Annotated in this window: 16 protein-coding genes; 5 read left to right on the forward strand and 11 right to left on the reverse strand. The window is 58.6% G+C overall.

The annotated features are described in order from the left end of the window. Window positions 1-14 precede the first annotated feature (14 nt). From ACP39K_RS06065 to ACP39K_RS06075, 3 genes are all read right to left on the reverse strand, one after another. Window positions 15-815, reverse strand: coding sequence for a helix-turn-helix domain-containing protein (locus tag ACP39K_RS06065; protein ID WP_016926835.1), 801 nt, complete (start codon window positions 813-815; stop codon window positions 15-17). 703 nt (window positions 816-1518) lie between these two features. Further along, window positions 1519-1740: a hypothetical protein gene (locus ACP39K_RS06070; RefSeq protein WP_004936288.1), complete on the reverse strand. Its 222-nt coding sequence runs from the start codon at window positions 1738-1740 to the stop codon at window positions 1519-1521. Between the two features lie 6 nt (window positions 1741-1746). After that, a complete protein-coding gene (locus ACP39K_RS06075) occupies window positions 1747-2715 on the reverse strand; it encodes a hypothetical protein (RefSeq protein WP_497008360.1) in 969 nt (322 codons plus the stop codon). A gap of 228 nt (window positions 2716-2943) precedes the next feature. Between ACP39K_RS06075 and ACP39K_RS06080 the strand changes: the two genes are divergently transcribed. The 3 genes from ACP39K_RS06080 (at window position 2944) to dsdC (ending at window position 6221) form a co-directional block, all read left to right on the forward strand. Beyond that, entirely contained in the window at window positions 2944-4440 is a 1497-nt protein-coding gene (locus tag ACP39K_RS06080) for a helix-turn-helix transcriptional regulator (RefSeq protein ID WP_273835091.1), read from the forward strand. 134 nt (window positions 4441-4574) lie between these two features. Next, window positions 4575-4826, forward strand: coding sequence for a CsbD family protein (locus ACP39K_RS06085; protein ID WP_025303738.1), 252 nt, complete (start codon window positions 4575-4577; stop codon window positions 4824-4826). A gap of 465 nt (window positions 4827-5291) precedes the next feature. Further along, complete coding sequence (gene dsdC, locus ACP39K_RS06090) at window positions 5292-6221, forward strand: DNA-binding transcriptional regulator DsdC (RefSeq protein ID WP_060444473.1); 930 nt, start codon at window positions 5292-5294, stop codon at window positions 6219-6221. Window positions 6222-6232: 11 nt separating this feature from the next. Here dsdC and ACP39K_RS06095 read toward each other — a convergent pair whose 3' ends face one another. Genes ACP39K_RS06095 through ACP39K_RS06105 form a run of 3 tightly spaced genes read right to left on the reverse strand, consistent with a single transcriptional unit; the run spans window position 6233 to window position 7799 of the window. Then, entirely contained in the window at window positions 6233-6535 is a 303-nt protein-coding gene (locus tag ACP39K_RS06095; RefSeq protein WP_033639734.1) for a hypothetical protein, read from the reverse strand. Between the two features lie 3 nt (window positions 6536-6538). Next, window positions 6539-7462, reverse strand: coding sequence for a DMT family transporter (locus ACP39K_RS06100; RefSeq protein WP_033639733.1), 924 nt, complete (start codon window positions 7460-7462; stop codon window positions 6539-6541). 46 nt (window positions 7463-7508) lie between these two features. Continuing rightward, entirely contained in the window at window positions 7509-7799 is a 291-nt protein-coding gene (locus ACP39K_RS06105; RefSeq protein WP_048796669.1) for a hypothetical protein, read from the reverse strand. 397 nt (window positions 7800-8196) lie between these two features. Here ACP39K_RS06105 and ACP39K_RS06110 point away from each other — a divergent pair, with 397 nt between their 5' ends. Then, window positions 8197-9348 carry a porin gene (locus ACP39K_RS06110; protein ID WP_028127761.1) on the forward strand — a complete coding sequence of 384 codons (1152 nt, stop codon included), beginning with the start codon at window positions 8197-8199 and terminating at the stop codon, window positions 9346-9348. 57 nt (window positions 9349-9405) lie between these two features. Here the strand turns inward: ACP39K_RS06110 and mltB are convergent, their stop codons facing one another. Beyond that, the gene (gene mltB, locus ACP39K_RS06115; protein WP_048796671.1) at window positions 9406-10494 is read right to left on the reverse strand and encodes a lytic murein transglycosylase B; all 1089 of its coding nucleotides are present in this window, start codon (window positions 10492-10494) and stop codon (window positions 9406-9408) included. Between the two features lie 285 nt (window positions 10495-10779). Between mltB and ACP39K_RS06120 the strand changes: the two genes are divergently transcribed. Beyond that, entirely contained in the window at window positions 10780-11235 is a 456-nt protein-coding gene (locus tag ACP39K_RS06120) for a DUF805 domain-containing protein (protein ID WP_412088300.1), read from the forward strand. Here the strand turns inward: ACP39K_RS06120 and pgaD are convergent. From pgaD to pgaA, 4 genes are read right to left on the reverse strand one after another with little or no spacing between them, the layout of a single operon-like run. Further along, window positions 11232-11672, reverse strand: coding sequence for a poly-beta-1,6-N-acetyl-D-glucosamine biosynthesis protein PgaD (gene pgaD / locus ACP39K_RS06125; protein WP_016926824.1), 441 nt, complete (start codon window positions 11670-11672; stop codon window positions 11232-11234). The two genes, ACP39K_RS06120 and pgaD, sit on opposite strands and share 4 nt — an antisense overlap. Next, complete coding sequence (gene pgaC / locus ACP39K_RS06130; protein WP_016926823.1) at window positions 11669-13003, reverse strand: poly-beta-1,6-N-acetyl-D-glucosamine synthase; 1335 nt, start codon at window positions 13001-13003, stop codon at window positions 11669-11671. Before pgaC ends, pgaD begins: the two co-directional genes overlap by 4 nt. Continuing rightward, on the reverse strand, window positions 13000-15006 hold the full coding sequence (pgaB, locus tag ACP39K_RS06135) for a poly-beta-1,6-N-acetyl-D-glucosamine N-deacetylase PgaB (protein WP_049191576.1): 2007 nt from the start codon (window positions 15004-15006) through the stop codon (window positions 13000-13002). The genes pgaC and pgaB overlap by 4 nt, the downstream gene beginning before the upstream one ends. A gap of 10 nt (window positions 15007-15016) precedes the next feature. Continuing rightward, on the reverse strand, window positions 15017-17473 hold the full coding sequence (gene pgaA, locus ACP39K_RS06140; protein WP_497008361.1) for a poly-beta-1,6 N-acetyl-D-glucosamine export porin PgaA: 2457 nt from the start codon (window positions 17471-17473) through the stop codon (window positions 15017-15019). Window positions 17474-17511 lie beyond the last annotated feature (38 nt).

Below are 17511 nucleotides of genomic sequence, written 5' to 3' on the forward strand. Positions count from 1 at the left end.
TTCTTGCCTCATCACTATGTCACAGGAATAAGTATATCGACATTGACAACCTTCCCATTTAAATCCTCTTGCCTATATAACTCTATAAAAAAGCTCTCCCGCATTTTGACATTGATAGCAGGCAGATAAGCGTCATACATTACATCGAAAAAGTCAATATATTCTGACAACTCCCCCGTAAAGGGAATGACAATATATTTACCCATAGGGATATAGAAGTTAAAAATGGAATGAAAAACCTCTTGACCCTTACTGTTGGAATGCCATTTATTACTCCTTTTCTTTTCCACATTACATGCCCCCCGCTGCTTGCTTAACCATTTCTCATTGGTCTGGGCAATGTCGCCGGCATCTCTGAATTTTCTTATAGAATGAAAAATCAGCGATTTGTAATGCTTTAACATCTCAATGTCATCCGGCATGACCGTGTGGTAGAAATAGGGTTTCTTATCGTTGCCATACGGGGGGATCTGCGTGGAAAAATCCCACCCCCGGCTGTTTCTAAAGCTGTTGGGCGTTTCGCCAAAGAAACGTTTGAATGCCCGCGTGTAACATTGCTGAGAGGCAAACCCGGATGCCAGGGCGACATCCAATATGTTCCCTTGGTGCTGTTTGAGCAGAATAGCAGAGCGACTCAGTTTTCTATTCCTTATATAAGTCCCTAGCGTTATACCAAAATAATGCTTAAATAGCCGTTGCAAATGCCATTTAGAGTAACCTGAGATAATGGAAACCTTTTCAACTGACAGCCCCTCGACAATATTCTTTTCCATATATTCCAATACCTGCAAAAGAATATCTTTTCTGTAATCCATATGTGCTCCTTGCTTTTATAAGATTCGCGTCCTTTTTATTAAAATCGTTAACCAACCAAACCAAGTCATTAAGATTAATCCTAAAAAAAACCAGCCTGTCAATTCATTTTTTTCGGCATAGGAAAAACTATCGCATAAATAACTGAAAATGATCATGTTATATAAATCTCTCCGCAAGAAACCCATAAAACAAAATCAACTCGCGTAAAGTGCACTCATCAAAGATGCACTTGCCACACCAGGTAGAATCACACTTTTTGCTAATTGTTTTACCTTAAAGTGTTTTTTACAGCCAGATTTCATGGACGAATAGGAATTTCATCATCACAAATGAAAACGCATTTTATATGCTTGGCCCGCCGATAAAACGTACTGCGGAAGAGATATAAAAGTATGACCGGCAGTCAAAGAAGACGGGAGGGATAAGCTCAAGGCTGAACATCGGTCTCAATAATCTCGCGTCGCAATAGCGCGTTTCTTTTTTATCGTTCCTGCGCAGAGAAAACGGATATCTTAACAAACCTTGCTCGATGCCCTATTTTACAAACCGCGCCCATTGGGAACCCTGTCTACGCCCATGAATCGCCCATCTCTCCCCCAGCAAAATACCGAGCCGACTCACCCGCGCCTTGTTGTCAGAACGGCCGGCGGCCGCAAACAAAAAGCCCGGCTCGCGAGGCAGGGCTTTTCATTAACGGCCTGATTAATCAGCCAGGTTGTCGATCTCTGCGGACCTGTGCTTGCGCAACAGGTACAGCAGCAAAGACACCCGCCGCTCGGTGCGCTCCGGGGTATCCGGCGGCAGGTTATAGCGCAGGGTATAACGCTCGTTGTTCTCGTTGCAGAAATCGATGACGAGCACGGGAGCTGAGGCCCCCGCTACTTTTCGATAATTCAGCGAGATGCACGACAGGTTTTTTTTCATCTCAACTTACCGCGCGACAGTGCGGCGGGTTGATTCGGCAATCCGCCCCACGCCGGCGCTCAACGCAGCGCCCAACAGCAGCACCAACAACGAACCCCACGCGGCGCGAGACAGCTGTTTGGCCGCTTCATCGGCCGCTTCACGCGCTTTCTGTTCGGCCTCGGCCTTGAGTTTTTCCACTTTCTGCACCGCCTGCTGGTAAGCCTGAGCGTAGTTATCGACGATTTGGCTCGCTTCATCGCGGCTCTTGCCGGTGCGCGCCGCAACGATATTCACCAACGCATCCTTGTCGGCCGCGCTCAACGTCGGCTCACCGGACTGCTTGACGCGGTCGAACCACTGCTTAAGCTCAGAGGCGGCCTGCGCCGGATCGGCAGCCGCGTCCATGGCCGATTGTTTGCCATCGGCGGTCGCTCTATCGGCCTTCTGTTCTAACCGAGACGGATCCAGTTCCGGTTTGCCGGTCTGCTTGAGCGTGGCGTTCAACTGATTTTCCAGGCTTCCCCAGTCAAGGCTGATGCCCTTTTTATCCAGCTGCTGCTTGAGGCCTTCGCCCACGTTTGGCGCTGCCGCCGCCAGGCCGCTGCCCGCCAGCGAAAACCCTTTGCCCACCGCGCTGCCCGCCAGCCCCACCACGCCGCTCGCCAATGAAACCATCAGCCAGGTGGTCAGCAAAGTGGTGATCGCCCAGCTCAGCAAACCATGCAAGCCACCGCGATTCGGTGCGGCGCGGCCGGCGACGAACGCGCCTGCGGCCAGCGATGCCAACGTTGAAACCAGCAGCCAGATCCCGGTGCCGGTGCCAAAGCCGCTCAGCGGGTTGCCCTGTTGCATCATATCCACGGCCTGAGCGCCAATAGCCGTGCCCAGCACGCTGAAGGTCAGATAAGTCACCAGCGCCACGGCACTCCCGGCCAATATCGAGCCCCATGACACCTGAAACGCTAAGCGATTTGATTCATAGACAGTGGTCATCGTTGTTCCTTATATTTTCTGGACAAGTGATTGCACGCACGGCGGATAACCGCGCAGACAAATTCAGTCTGCCGCGCGGCGTTGTCGGCCGTCCCGGTTCATTTGCATCAGAATGCCTAGTGCATTCACACCCTGCGAATACGCACGTTATGCACTAAGCTGCTCAGCGAGTAGCGTAACCCGCGGCCCCCTTAAGCGGCCGTCCCCCTTCTGTCTAGCGGAGAACACATGAGCCAATCCGTTTTGGCCAGCGAAACCCACCGCGGCCACCTGCAGCAAATCATCTCCGGCTTGTCCGACGGCGTGATCCTGACGGATACCGATCAAACCTTGCTATGGGCCAACGAGGCCGCGTTGGCCATGCATGGCGTGAGTCATCAGAAAGCTCTGGGGGCCGATGCCGGCGAGTACGCGGCGCGTTTTGCCCTGCGCTATCGCAACAATCATCCGCTGGTTTTGGAACAGTACCCGCTGAACCGGGTTGCCAAAGGCGAAACCTTCACCGATGTGGTGGTGGAGGTTCGGCAGGTCGACGATCCGGACAGCTTCTGGGTGCACCGCCTGCGGAGCCTGATTATCACCGATGCGCAGGGGCAGCCGGAGCTACTGGCGCTGATCCTGAGCGACGCGACGGAGTGGGCCAGCGCCGAACAGCGTTTTGAAAAAACCTTCAACGCCAACCCGGCGCCGGCGGTCATTTGTCGGCTCAGCGACCTGCGCTACGTCAAGGTCAACCAGGGGTTCCTTGATATGACGGGTTATCAGCGTGAACAGGTCATGGGGCGTTCGGTTTATGAACTCGACGTTTTGGAACAGGCGGAGCACAAAGAGCTGGCGGTGCAGCGCCTGGGGGAAGGCGCCACCATCCCGCAGATGGAGGCCGAGCTGAAACTGCCCGGCGGAGGAAGCAAGCTGGTGGTGGTTGCCGGCCAACCGCTGGATATCAATGAAGACGACTGCATGCTGTTCACGTTTACCGATCTCGAACCCCGACGCCAGGCGGAATCGGCGCTGCGAGAAAGTGAAGAGCGGTTCGCCAAGGCATTTCGCCTGAGCCCGGTGCCGACGTTGTTATGTACCGCGCACGAACGGCGCGTGCTGGATGTCAACGAAGCCTTCACCCGCGCCACCGAGTACGCCGCCGAAGACTTGATCGGCAAGACGGTCGGAGAGATCCCGTTTATTGACGATCCGGAGGCGAACCGCCGTTTGTTTGCCGCCCTGGAAAAAAGCGGCAACGTCGAAGGGCTGGACATCCGGGTGCGCAAGAAGGGGAGCGAGTCGATTGACTGTGTGGCCTCGGCGGATGCCGTCAGCATCCACAATGCGCCCTGTTATCTGCTGGTGCTCATGGACATTACCGAACGCAAACGCTCGGAGCTGGAGCTGGTAAGCGCCATCGAAGAAGTGATGCAGGACGCCTCCTGGTTCAGCCAAACCCTGATCGAAAAACTGGCCAACGTGAAAAGCATCAACCGGCCCGACCAGGCTGGATTCACCGCCAGCGATCTCACGCCACGCGAGCGCGATGTGCTGGAATTGATTTGCGAGGGGCTGCCGGACAAGAAAATCGCGGCGCGTCTCAATCTGGCGCTCAACACCATCCGCAATCATGTCGCGACGGTCTATTCCAAACTCGGCGTGCACAGCCGCAGCGAAGCCATCGTCTGGGCCAGAGAGCGCGGGCTGTTTACCGGCGGAGCGGCCTCCAGGAACGGCAAGTAGCCTGCAAATGCACTACCCAAACAGATGCAAACGCCCCTTATAGGCCAAAAGTGAAGTGCATAACATGGCGGTGCAAATGCAGGCTTTCGCTCTGTGCGAACGCCAAACGGATCGAACCTTAGGAGCACATCATAATGAACAGCGAAAAAGCCAATGGCATGATGGACAAAGTGGCGGGCAAAGCGCAGGAAATCGCAGGTGACGTCAGCGGTAACGAACGTTGGCAGGCCGAAGGCGTCACGCGCCAGGCAGTGGGCGCGCTGCAAGAAAAATACGGCGACGCCCTGAGCTGCGCCGGCAGTATGATGAAGAAAAACCCCCTCGCCGCGTTGGCACTCGTTGCCGGCGCAGGCTTGTTGGCCGGCCTGCTGCTGCGCCGCCGTTGATACGCGCCGGCGAGCAAACCGCTTTTCCCTGAATGTCGCGCCCGGAGGGTAACCACCGGGCGCAGTTCTATCGGCCTGAGGGGGCGCAGTATTATCGATTGATGCCTCCGCTCGTTTGTCGCTGGGATTAACGCGTATTCTGTGTCGCCATGCGACAAATTATTGCGGCGAAAACGTTATATCCCGCAGGGAACATGAGCCTTTATCGTTCAGGCTGCGCACACCGTCTTTACTCGCTGCTTAACGGCACGTCTTTTTATTATATTCGTCCTATTGCTGATTATCATAACCCTTTCACTCAGTGCGCCCACTGCCTGTTATTTCCGGTTGTTATGCAAGCAAGTTAATTTCCCTTCAACATAACGATATCTCTCAGCGTAAAAACTGAATATATCAATCAATCTGGGTTTATCCTCCGCGCCATTAAATGTTAATATTGCCGTATTATGCGCATGGAGAAATAGCATGTTCCCCAGTAAAAAACATTCGCAGCGGGCAACCCCGCTGACCAGCTATCAATTTTCCCGGCTGCATACTTTCGAATGCGTCGCCCGTCATTTATCTTTTGCGCTGGCGGCGCAAGAATTGTCGATCACCCCCAGCGCCGTGAGCCACCGCATTAATTTGCTCGAAAAGGAATTGGGTTTTCTGCTATTCCAACGCTTTCATCGCCGAATTACGCTGACGCCGGAGGGCGAGCGCATGCAATGGGCGCTGGACAGTTCCTTCAACACCTTGAATCAGGAAATCCTGGACATTAAAAATCGCGAGTTGACGGGGACCTTGACCCTCTACTCGCACCCGTCCCTGGTGCAATGTCTGCTGCTGCCGCGCATCGGCGACTTTATCGCCCAACACCCTACCATTCACCTCAATATTCTGACCGGGCAGGAAATCATCAACCTGGCCAACCGCGGCGTGGATCTGGCGATGTACTTCGGCAAACTGCCCTCGGGGCGGCATCTGGACGAAGCTTTTATGCAGGAATCAATGGTGCCGATCTGCACGCCGCAGTATGCCGCCGCACATAACCTGTACGATGCGCCGGAACACCTGGCCCACTGCACGCTGCTGCACGATCGCTACAACTCCGGCGAAGATGAGTGGCAAACCTGGTCGCAACACTTTGCGCTGGGGCTGGATACCGACAGTAAAAGCATGGAGTTCGACCGTTCCGATCTTGCAGTGCTGGCCGCCACGCGGCACCTTGGCGTCGCCATGGGGCGGCTCAATCTGGTGCAGGACTGGATCAAAAGCGGCGAGCTGATCATTCCGTTCACCGACATGACCGTGCCCTGCGAGCACTGCTATTTTATCTCGACCATTTCCGAACGGCAGTGGCCCAAGATCCTCGCGTTTAAGCAGTGGATCATGAAAATCTCCCCTCTGGTCTGATGGCCGGAGGGTTAGCGCTCTATTTTGGGAGAATAAGAAAAATGCAGCGCGCAGGCGTAGAGCCGGCCAGCCTTTGAATAAGAGATATATTTGCGGTTTTTATCCCAGGCCAGCAGGGTATTATTGGCAAAATAATAAACCTCCAATTGCATCCCATTAGCCAACCTCGCCCAACCCCGGCTTCTTATTACGGTAAAATCACCGTTATCGCTGAGCGTAATCAGCGGCACGCCCCAGGCATAGCGGGATATTTGCAGCTGAATAATGAATTGGCTTTCGCAGCTTATTTGGTAGTTCTGTACATCAACATCCATAATTTATATTTTTGGTGCCACCCTTCGGTCAACATAAATAAGATATGAACAACTCACTACGATTAACCCCAGTACGATCAGCACGGCACCCAATACAAATTCAATTTGCAATGGTTCGCCGAGAATGACGGCCCCCGCCAGGATGCCGAATACCGGCGTCATAAAGGTGAGAATGCCCAGCGAGGAAGCCTGATAACGGCGCAACAGTGAAAACCAGATCAGGTAGCTGAAAAACGACACGATCACCGTTTGGAACAACAGGCTGCTCCAGGCCACGGGGCTCAGGACGACGTGCAAATTGTCCGTCGCCAGCGCCAGCAGCGACAGCAGTACACAGGCGCCCGTCAACTGGAACAGCAGCGTCTGTTTGGCCGGGCACTCCGCCAGGCGCGTGGTACGGATCACCAGGGTAGAACCGCCCCAGGCGATCCCCGCCAGCAGGCCATAGAAATCGCCTTTCAGCCGATCGGCCCCGCCGCTTCCCTCGGCCATGCCCGATATGGCCAGCACCACGCCGCCAAAGGCGATGAGCATGCCCAGCCACTGCACCGGCGACAGGCGCTCCTGACGGATCAGGAAATGCAGGCCAAGGGCGGAAAACAGCGGCGCGGTGTACAAAAACACCGCCATATGCGAGGCGCTGGTATAGCGCAACCCTTCGGAGACAAAAAAGAACTCCAGTGCGAACAATGCCCCTACGCTCAAACCGGCGCTCAGCGTGGCGCGATCCCAGGTGAAACACTCGCCGCGGCAACGCGCCAGCAGGTATACCCCCAACGCGGCGAGACCCGAGCGAATGGCAATTTGCAGTACCGCCGACACATCCGCCTCGGCAGCCTTGATCGCCACCTGCTGCATTCCCCAGATGGCGCAAAGCACCACCATGGCGGCCGCAGCCCTGCCGTCAATACCGATTCTTGCATTCATAATAGGATTCTCGCCGCCGTTGAAATAATCACAGGCTGCCGTCGCGTTATTCTTTATACACCACGATTTCCTGATAAAGCTTAATAACTTCGCCATCGCTGTCGACGGAGTCGGTATATTCAGTTTGCTGCGCTAAATGAATCACCCTCCATCCTTTACGCGCCAGTTCCGGGATCGTCAGGCGCCCCACGCCGCGGCAGGTAAACAGGGTGTCGTCAGATAACCTGAGCTTACTAACCTCCGCATAATCATAGGCTTGAGAATGGCAAACGTGCGATTCCGCCGCCATCGCCGGTAATGAAAATACCCCCACCAACAACATTAACAGATTTCTCATGGCGACCTCCCAATCGCTTATTCCTGCTGACCGATTACGCAGAAAAAGGCTAACGTTAATACGGCGGTGACAGGCTGAAATTAATTATCTCTTGCACGGATAAAATTACAGGCTGACGCCGATGACTGACAAATGAAAAATATAAACCTTGGCGTTAGATGAATTCATCCGAATTGAAAGGCATGAAAAACGGCCCTTTTCACCGCACGAAATGGTCAAAAACCGGCCAACAATTAGCAAGAAAAGTAATTATTTATGTCACCGTTTATGTTACAAATGCCGCCCGCCGCTAAAACACCAAAAAAACCGTCAAAATGCGTGAAAACGCAGCGTTCTGCGCAAAACATCGGCATGGCGGCGCTGATGGGGGCGGTCATACATAAAACAGGGATAACACATGGCAATGAAATTGCGCGTATTGACTCAAGCGGTGGCGCTGGGTCTGGCGATCGGCAGCGCGTCGTTCGCCGCTCAGGCGGAAATCACCCTGCTGAAGCAGGATCCGCAGGCTGGCGATCCGCTCAGCCGCCTGAACTTCACCGTTGGCGGCAGTATCCGTCCGCAGTTCAACAACATGACGGGTGACGGTGACAAGGGCTCTTACAAGCGTAACGGCTTCGACGGCGGCACCCGCTTCCGTTTCGCGGCGGACTACTACCTGTTCGACGATATCAGCTGGATCAGCTACTACGAGCTGGGCGTGAACATTCCGGCGCTGTTCGACTGGGATCACCACTATGCCGACGGCGCGAGAAACACCAGCCGCCGCATGCTGTACACCGGCCTGAAAAGCAACACCTGGGGCCAGATGACCTTCGGTCAGCAGAACAGCGTTTACTATGATGTGGTTGGCGCCAAAACCGATATCTGGGACTACGACATGCTGGCCCAGGCACCGGGCAACGGCATCAACGGCGACTACGACGGCTCTTACCGCTCACGCAAAATGCTGAAGTACAAGAACCGCTTCGGCGATGCGGACGTTTACGCTTCGTACCTGTTCAGCGACAGCGACTATCTGCCGGGCAACGGCCTGCGCTACAAGCGCAAAGGCGGCGGCTCACTGGGTGTGGATTACCACATTACGCAGGACCTGACCTGGGGCACCGCCTGGAACTACACCCGCGCCGAAATGCGCAATCCGTCCACCAGCGGCAGCAAGAGCTATGACCAGAACATTTTCGGTACCGCCATCAGCTGGAAACCGGACAACTGGACCCTCACCTTCGGCGGCGGTTACTACAACGACTTCCTGACCACCAAGAAAGCCGACATCAATAATTACTTCGCCGGCGACGCATGGGGTATCGAATACCTGGCCGGTTATACCGTGCCGGTTGGCCAGTACGCGGTGAAATCGGTGATGCCGTACTTCATGGGCGACCGCCTGGAATACATCACCGGCCGCAACTACCAGCGCATCGACAACGGCCTCGGGGTTACCGTGCAGTTTGACTACGGTTTCCGCGTTGACGTGGAGCATGTGCTGACATCGAGCACCGACAACCTCGGCGATATGACCGTGGTGCGTCTGCGCTACGATTTCTGATTGCTCAGAATGCAAAAAAGGCCGCGCAAGCGGCCTTTTTCGTTTATTGACGCAGCGTCAGAAGCCGCCGCGCGCCGAGCGCCCGACCGCTTCGCCCAGTTGCCATACCGCCATGGCGTAATGGGTGCTGTGGTTATAGCGGGTGATGACGTAGAAGTTCGGCAGGCCGTACCAATACTGGTAGCCGGTGCCGACATCCAGCCGCAGCAGGCTGGCTTCCTGATTATCGCCGAGCGAGCCCTGCGGGCTTAGGCCGGCTTCCGCCAGCGCGGCGACCGAGTAGCGCGTCTTGAAGCCGTTTTCCAGCCCCGGCGCCTGGCCGTTGGCCTGAATGGCGACCGGCTCGCCTTTGGACCAGCCGTGCGCCTTGAAGTAATTGGCCACGCTGCCGATGGCATCGACAGGATCCCACAGGTTGATATGCCCATCGCCGTTGAAGTCGACCGCGTAGCTTTTGAAGGAAGAAGGCATGAACTGCCCATAGCCCATCGCGCCGGCAAAGGAGCCGCGCAGTTCGAGCGGATCGTCGCCTTCAGTGCGCGACATCAGCAGGAAGGTTTCCAACTCACCGGCGAAGTAATCGGCGCGGCGCGGGTAGTTGAAGGCCAGCGTCGCCAGCGCGTCAATAATGCGGGTTTTACCCATTACGCGGCCCCAGCGGGTCTCCACGCCGATAATCCCCACGATGATCTCCGGCGGCACGCCGTATACCTGCCAGGCGCGCTGCAGCGCATCCTGATATTGATTCCAGAACACTACGCCGTTTTGCACGTTATCCGGGGTGATGAACTTGTTGCGGTAGCGCAGCCAGGAACCGTTCGGCCCGGTTGGGCCCTGGGTAGACGGCGTCGGCGCCTGCCTGTCCATCAGCCGCAGCACCGAGTCCAATCGCCGAGCCTGCGCCAGCACGTCGTGCAACTGCTGCCGGTCAAACCCGTGTTCCTGCACCATCTTATCGATAAAGCGCGCGGTATTCGGGTTATTGGCGAAATCCCCACCCAGCGGCGCGCCGCTGTGCGCCGGGCTCAGCAAAAAGCCGCCCTTTACCGGGGTGCTCTGCGGCGTAGCGGTGGTACTGGGTTTCGGCGTGCTGCTACAGGCAGCAAGCAAGGTAATCAGCGGTAAAAGCGCAACCAGGTGACGCATCGGATATCCATATAGCCATGCAAGAGATAAGTGGGAGTTATGTTAATGCATTGTTCAACGCGAACAAACAGGATTATGCCGCCAATTACCGCGCCAGGTAGCCAAACGTGCCAAATTGTGACGTTTTGCACGGTGAAAGGACGCCCGGTGCGGCCGCGTGGAATCTCAACCGCGACTAAATGAGAAAAGTTATCACCTTGACGCCCCCGTTTGCCCCGTTAAAATGCCCGGCTGCTTGCCATCCGGCCGCCGCCGGGCGGTCAATGATTACGACAACGGACTGTGATGGAATCTCTCGGACAACTCGCCAAAGACCTTTACCGCGGGCGCATCTCGCGCAAACCCTTTGTTTTCTCGCTGGCGATCTTCGCCGTTGGCATCGTGCTGTTGTCGTTTCTGTCGACCTATCTGGATAAAAACCATTTTCGCGCCCATGCGCACGGCGACACCGAGGAATTCGTCTCGGTGCTGCTGTATCTGCTGTGCATCATGGTGTGGGCGCTGTTTTGTTTTGGCCTGGTGGCGTGGTTTATGGCCAAAACCGCGTTTCGGCTCAACGATATCGGCCTGCCCGGCTGGATGTTGGCCGTAACATGCTACGTTTGCTCGGTGCTCAACAACTACGCCCCCGGTCCGGTGGCGCGCTGGCTGCCGCTGTTCAGTCTGGCCGTCATGATCTGCGCCCTGCTGTTGCCGCCCGACGAGCTGCGCCGCAAGCCGGACGGCAACGCTGACGATTAACGCAGCTGCACCACCTTGTTCGCTGCCGGTTCGGCCGCCGTCAGCCTGCCGCTAACCTGGCTGATGCCGCCGCCGCTGTTGTGGGACACCACGGCGATCGGCAAACGCCGCAATTGCCGGGTCAACTCCGGCGTGATATAGCCGATGTGGGTGTTCTGTTGCTGTTTCCGCCAGCGGTCGGCCGCCCTGCGACGGGAGAAATACTGGTTGTATTTGGCCCAGGCGATCAGAGTGACGGCATTGAACAACGCCACAATGATATACAGCGAGATCACTTCCAGCAGCGACAGAGCGGAGCCCACCCCGTGCTGATCCATTACCGACATCAGGCCGCGACTGAACAGATAAAGGAAACCGCACCAGGCGAAAAGCGTCAGCAGGCTGTCAACCATACGCGGCAGCAGGCCGCGCTCGGAATAAATCAGGACGTCCGTCATTCTTTGATCCTCCCAATGCCCCGGTCGGGGCTTATCCAGCGCGCACGCCCGCGCCGAGCTTTCAACATCACTTTGGAAAACGCCACCAGCGTGGTCAGCAAGCTGAGCAGCCAATACACCAGCGGATACCAGATGATCCAGAACAGCGAGCGGCCGAAGCCCTTCTCATAACGCTTCTCCAGCAGCAGACTGACGGTGAACTGCAGCAAGCACACCACGCCCAGCACCAGGCCGGTAAACGCCGGCGTCAGCAGCGAGTGAATGCGGATGCCCTCCGGCAGCGGCACCGCCAGTCCGACCAGAAAAATCAGCACGCTGACCAGGTAAGTGAACGCCCACAGCGTGGAGAGGCAATACTCGGCGAACAGCAGCCACATATGCCGGTGCTCCCAGGCCCACAGGTTGCGCAAATTCTTTAAAAACACCTCGGCGCCGCCCTGCGCCCAGCGCAGGCGCTGCTTCCATAGCCCGCGCAAGGTCTCCGGCATCAGGATCCAGCACAGCGCTCGCGGTTCGAAGAAGATAGCCCAGTGCTTCAGCTGCAGCTTCCAGCTGATGTCGATGTCTTCGGTGATCATGTCCTGACTCCAGTAACCGACATCGGTGAGCGCTTGCTTACGAAACGCCGCGACCACGCCGGAAATGGTGAACAGGCGGCCATAAACGCGCTGCGTGCGCTTGATAAGGCCGATGATCGACGAAAACTCACCGACCTGGATGCGGCCGATCAGCGTGGAGCGCGTGCGGATGCGCGGGTTGCCGGTCACCGCGCCGACATGCGGATTGGCCAACAGCGGCGCCACCAAATAGGCTGCCGCATCGCGATCCAGCAGCGCATCGCCGTCGATGCACACCAGATACTCGCTGCGCGCCGCCGCTGCGCCCGCCTGCAGCGCGATCGCCTTGCCCTGATTTTGCGCCAGATGGATCACTCGCAGCCGGGGGAACTCCAGCGTCAACTGGTCCAACACCTCGGCGGTGTCATCGCTGGAGCCGTCGTTGATGGCGATCACTTCGATATTGTCATAGCGCTGCGCCATCGCCGCCGAAATGGTTTCACGCGCGTTCAACCCTTCGTTGAAACAGGGGATCAGCACGCTGATCGACGGGTTGCCCGGCAGCGCCGGCGCGGGCATGTCCGGGCTCCAGCGCCAATGCCGCTCGCGATGCAGCCAGAAATAGATGCCGCCGGCGATCCAGATGCCGGACATGAACAACGGCCAGAAGAACACGAAGTTGAGCAGCATTTCGCCGGTAAACAGCAGGACGATGCCGAAAGGCACGCTCAACACCAGACACAGGATAAATAAGGCAATTAAACGATCGGTCATGGCAGTGGGAACCAGGCTGAGGACAACACCGGGCGAACGGCATCCAGCTTAGGCCGATCGTCGAGGAAGTTGTCGGGGTAATAACCAAAGCTCTGAGCGCCATTGCGCTGCAGGCGACGCATCCATTCGGCCAGCAGTTGACCGTCATCCAGGCTGACCCGGCGCTCCTTGCGCCAGTCGACAGCCTGCAACTCAAACACCGTTTTATCGAGCGCGCCGGGGTAAGCGGCCACTTTGCCCACCAGTTGATCCAGCCAGCGGCCGCTGTCGGCGCGCGGCACGTTTTCCATCAGCGGCATCGCCATCGGCGCCACCCAGTCGTAGGCCTGCAGGAAATCCGCCAGATTCTGGCCGAACCAGGCTTCACTGGCGGGATCGAGCACCGGCATCGCATAGATGTTGCGCGCGTTTTGCACCTGCGGGCCGCGGATCGCCCGCACCCGCTCGGTCAGCGACTGGGTAAAGTCGATCAGCGCCCGGCTCTTGAAGCGCGTCCAGCGCGCCATCGCCTGCGGATCCTGGCGTATCGCCGCCACCGAACCGGCGAAGCCGGCCTGCCGGTAGGCCGCAACGGCGTCGGGGCCGGCATCTTCGAAGTCCGACAGCAGGGCATCGTCGTGGAACAGGATCCCTTTGAAGGTGGCGTGGGCCGCCAGATCCTCGTAGATCTCACCGATGCGCTGACGCGCCACCGGGCTGAACGGCGACAGGCGACGATACTGCTTGTCGTCTACCGACAGCTGCCCGCTTTGCGGATCGAGGCGCTGCACGCGCGGCACGTCAGGCCCCAGCTCGAACGCCAACACCGGCATCCAGGCATACACGGCCACGCCGGTGCGCGAAGAGAGCTGCCAGGAGACTCGGTTGAACAGGTCGGCCTTCATCGGCAGCCAGCGGTTGGGGAAATAGAGCTCGCGCACGTTGCCGTCGCCTTTTGGATCGGCGAACGCCTGCAGGAAAACGGTATTGATGCGCAGGTCGTAGATGCGCTGGATCAGCTTGTCGAGGTTTTTGGCCTGCTGCTGCGGATCGGGATCGTAGAGGTAGTCGAGATCGACGTGCGCCACCCGCATGATCTGTCGGTTCTGTATCTGCGTCAGTTGCTGGGCGAAGCTCGTCAGCGACGGGTTGCCGGCCACCAGCATGCGCGGCACGTTCTCAGGCGCGTTGACGTCTCCCAGCCCGTTCTCCAGCGTCAGCGCCATGCGGTAACCGTGCTTGCGCGCGATGTCCAGCGCCACGCCCCCGGCCGCACCGTACGGCCAGACCCACACGCGCGGCGCCTTACCGGTGGCGGCGGTGATGCGCCGGGTGATCAACGCCACGTCCTTCTCGATGCGTTGGCGGTATTCCGTCTCGCTTTCGTAGCGGCCCTGTTTGGCGTCGTATAGCCGATTGGCGACCGCCGGTTCGGTATTGCCCTGCGGGTTGGCGATTCCGCCGTAATGCGAAGCGTAGGTATGCGCGCCAATCTCCACCAGCCCGGAGTCCGACACTTCCCGCACCTGCTGCCAGGTGAGGAAGCGATCGCGCGGCGTCATCAGGCCGCCGAAATCGACCGGCTTGCCGGCCGGCGCATCCAGCCAAACGCCGACCGGCGCCAGCACCGCCGGCCAGTTGTAGGCCTTCAGCAGCGGGAATACCCGGCTGTAGAAGCTGCGGTAGCCGTCGTCGAAGGTCAGCAGCACCGCCTTGTTCGGCAACGCCGGGCCGCCGTTTTGCGCCTGCAGGATCTGCTCGACCGACACCGGCTGGTAGCCGTTTTGTTTCAGCCAGGCGAACTGTTCGTTGAGCGCGCTGGTGCGCACCGACATGTAGCGCTGGTCCGCCGCGCCGTCTTCTACGTCGTGATACGCCAGCACCGCGTAACGGTTGGCCGGCCACGGCCGTTCCATCGGCCCCACGGGGCGCTCCGCCGGCGGCGTGAAGCGCGGCACGTCAGCCTGACTGCAGGCGGTGGTCAGCAAGGCGGCCAACACGAGAAGTGAAGATCGAATAAGCATGATGATTCCTTTAAAAACGATAATTCAGATCAAATGTCACGCCGATGTTCCGCTCGCGTTTGCCGTCGTACGGATGCTTATCAAACTGCAGCATCGCGCCGGCGTCCAACACTCCGTTCCAGCTGACGCGCTGGCCGTAACCCAGCTGGGTGATCGGCTTGCGCGCATAGTCCCGCTGCCAATAGCTGCCGGCGCCGGCCTGGAACTGCTGACTCCACTCGGTCTGATAATGGCGGTACAGGGTGTGATCGAGCGTTAACGACGGCAGCAGCGTGAAGTCGCGCTTCGGGTTGTAATACGGCACGTTCTCCTGGCTGTTGCGGCTGCCGGACAGCGTCAGGTTCATGTCCAGCCGATAGCGGGCGCCGGCGAGCAGCCGTTGCCGCCCTTCCAGGCCGTACTCCAGCCGGTTGTTGCCGTCCGAGAAGTGCGAAGGCGCCACGCTGGCGCGCAGCTCGCGGCTTTCGTTCTGCTGCCAACGCAGCCACAGGTTGCCGCCGTTGGCGCTGATGCCGTTGGTCAACGCGCGCAGCGGCGTCTCGGCCGACAGGCGCGCCACCGAACCGCCGAAGCGCCATTGATCATTCAGGTCATACCAGGATGAGAGGCGCAGGCCGAGCTCATTGCCGTGGCCGTAGTTGCGGTTGGCCACCTCGGCCTCCAGCCACAGATCGCGCGAGCGCCACTCGGCGCCGGCGCTGAGATCGCGGTTGATGCCCTTGCCCTCGTCGAATTGGCCGGTGTTGAATCCCCAGCCGGTGAACAACCGCCAGTTGTCGTCGATCGGCGGTGAATAGAGCGCGGCGTGAATGCCGAAATCGTGGCTGCCGCTGACCGGCCCGTCGGAATCAATGCCCTGATTGCCGCTGATGCGCAGTTCAGACATATGGTGAATGCGGCGCGAACGTTCAAGCTGCTGAGCGGCGACGCTTTCCGGCGCGCGCTGGATGACGTCGTCGGCCAGCAAATCCAGTTGGCGCCACTCCTGCAACGCCTGCGCGACATAGCCCTGCTGGATCTCCAACGGCAGGCTGCGCGGCTCCAGCCCTTCCACCTGCTTCAACTCCTCCTCGGCGCGACGCGGCCAGCCGCGCGCCAAATAAACGCTGGCCAAGGAGATGCGCAAACCCTGATTGCCCGGCGCCGTTCGCGCCAGATGGGTCAACTGCCGTTCGGCCTCGGCCAGATCGCGTTGATAAACCCGCGACTGCGCCAGCAGCGATTGGCCGACCAGCCAGTCATCGTTGTAGGCCTGCGTCGGCAGTTGGTACAGGCGGGTCGCGTAGGGATAGCGCTGGCTGACGCGCTGCGCCAGCAACGCCGCCTGATCGATGCGTTCGTTCTCCGCCTGCGCGTAAAACAGATCGGTTTCGTCTTCGGCTGTCACCGCCTGCGGCGCGGCGGCGTTCAGGCGGCCGAAAATGGCCTGCGCCTTGTCCGGCTGCTGCAGATAGAGGTAGGCGGACGCCGCCCAGCGCTGGGCATAATCCGGCACCGTGCGCCCTTCCGCCTGCAAGGTTTGATATTCGCTCACCACTTCGGCCATTCGATAACGCGCCAACAGCGCGCCCAGGCGATCGACGCGCGCCTGTTGGTAGCTGTCCTGCGCCTCCGGCAGCGGCCGCCACTGCGCCAGCAGTTGGTCATAGCGCGCCAGCGCGCGGTCGGCGATGACGAAACGTTCTTGTTCGCCGCGAGCATCGATAAACGACAGCCGCACCAGCTCGGCGGCTTCATCCGCCTGCAAGCGCCGCTGCTGCGCGGGCGGCAATGCCAGCCCCTGGCTTTCACGCAGCGCCGGATCCGCGACCCGATTCGCCGCCAGCAGCGTCACGTAATAAGCCTGAATACCGGTGTCGGACGGCGCCAGCGCGCGGGCATGAGTGGCGTTTTCCAGCGCCGCCCAGCTGCGGCCGGCGGCCTGGTCCACATAGGCGCGCGTCAGATACCACGTCGCCGGCTCCAGCAGTTTCTCCGCGTTGGACGCCTCCGTTTGCGCCTGCGCATCCTGCCCGGCATCAGCCAGCGTCATCACATAGCCACGCTGTAAGCCGCCGTCGGCGGGAGCGAGCTGCAACGCCGTACGCCACAGTCGCAGCGATGGTTGCCACTGCTTCAGGTTGCGATAGGCGCGGGCCGCCGTCGCCAGACTGGCGCTATCCCGCTGCAGCGCGGCGCCGCCGGCACGCCAAAGCGCGACGACCTCTTCATCGTGGCCGGCCCACCCGGCCACCTGGATATAATCGGCTCGCTGCTGCAGGCTCAACCCCTCCTGGGCGCGCCGCTGCGATAAATACGCCAGTACCGGCGCAGTATCGCCCGATCTGGCCTGACGGATCAGCGCGTCATAGCGTTCATCCGCCAGCGCGGTGGCCGGCAGGGATAAACCGATAAACAGCAATGACGCCGCATATTTGGTAGCGTGGCGTTCGGTAAAACGTAATGAACGCGAGTTAACTTTAGGCACGAGGTATTCCTTTAATCCGTGAGCTGCTGTCCTGGCAA

The sequence above is a fragment of the Serratia sp. EC4 genome, assembly GCF_059652115.1.

Bases quoted from the DNA above. Each gene is read 5' to 3' on its own strand.
- ACP39K_RS06065 (WP_016926835.1), bottom strand. From the start codon at position 815: ATGGATTACAGAAAAGATATTCTTTTGCAGGTATTGGAATATATGGAA.
- ACP39K_RS06070 (WP_004936288.1), bottom strand. From the start codon at position 1,740: ATGAAAAAAAACCTGTCGTGCATCTCGCTGAATTATCGAAAAGTAGCG.
- ACP39K_RS06075 (WP_497008360.1), bottom strand. From the start codon at position 2,715: ATGACCACTGTCTATGAATCAAATCGCTTAGCGTTTCAGGTGTCATGG.
- ACP39K_RS06080 (WP_273835091.1), top strand. From the start codon at position 2,944: ATGAGCCAATCCGTTTTGGCCAGCGAAACCCACCGCGGCCACCTGCAG.
- ACP39K_RS06085 (WP_025303738.1), top strand. From the start codon at position 4,575: ATGAACAGCGAAAAAGCCAATGGCATGATGGACAAAGTGGCGGGCAAA.
- dsdC (WP_060444473.1), top strand. From the start codon at position 5,292: ATGTTCCCCAGTAAAAAACATTCGCAGCGGGCAACCCCGCTGACCAGC.
- ACP39K_RS06095 (WP_033639734.1), bottom strand. From the start codon at position 6,535: ATGGATGTTGATGTACAGAACTACCAAATAAGCTGCGAAAGCCAATTC.
- ACP39K_RS06100 (WP_033639733.1), bottom strand. From the start codon at position 7,462: ATGAATGCAAGAATCGGTATTGACGGCAGGGCTGCGGCCGCCATGGTG.
- ACP39K_RS06105 (WP_048796669.1), bottom strand. From the start codon at position 7,799: ATGAGAAATCTGTTAATGTTGTTGGTGGGGGTATTTTCATTACCGGCG.
- ACP39K_RS06110 (WP_028127761.1), top strand. From the start codon at position 8,197: ATGGCAATGAAATTGCGCGTATTGACTCAAGCGGTGGCGCTGGGTCTG.
- mltB (WP_048796671.1), bottom strand. From the start codon at position 10,494: ATGCGTCACCTGGTTGCGCTTTTACCGCTGATTACCTTGCTTGCTGCC.
- ACP39K_RS06120 (WP_412088300.1), top strand. From the start codon at position 10,780: ATGGAATCTCTCGGACAACTCGCCAAAGACCTTTACCGCGGGCGCATC.
- pgaD (WP_016926824.1), bottom strand. From the start codon at position 11,672: ATGACGGACGTCCTGATTTATTCCGAGCGCGGCCTGCTGCCGCGTATG.
- pgaC (WP_016926823.1), bottom strand. From the start codon at position 13,003: ATGACCGATCGTTTAATTGCCTTATTTATCCTGTGTCTGGTGTTGAGC.
- pgaB (WP_049191576.1), bottom strand. From the start codon at position 15,006: ATGCTTATTCGATCTTCACTTCTCGTGTTGGCCGCCTTGCTGACCACC.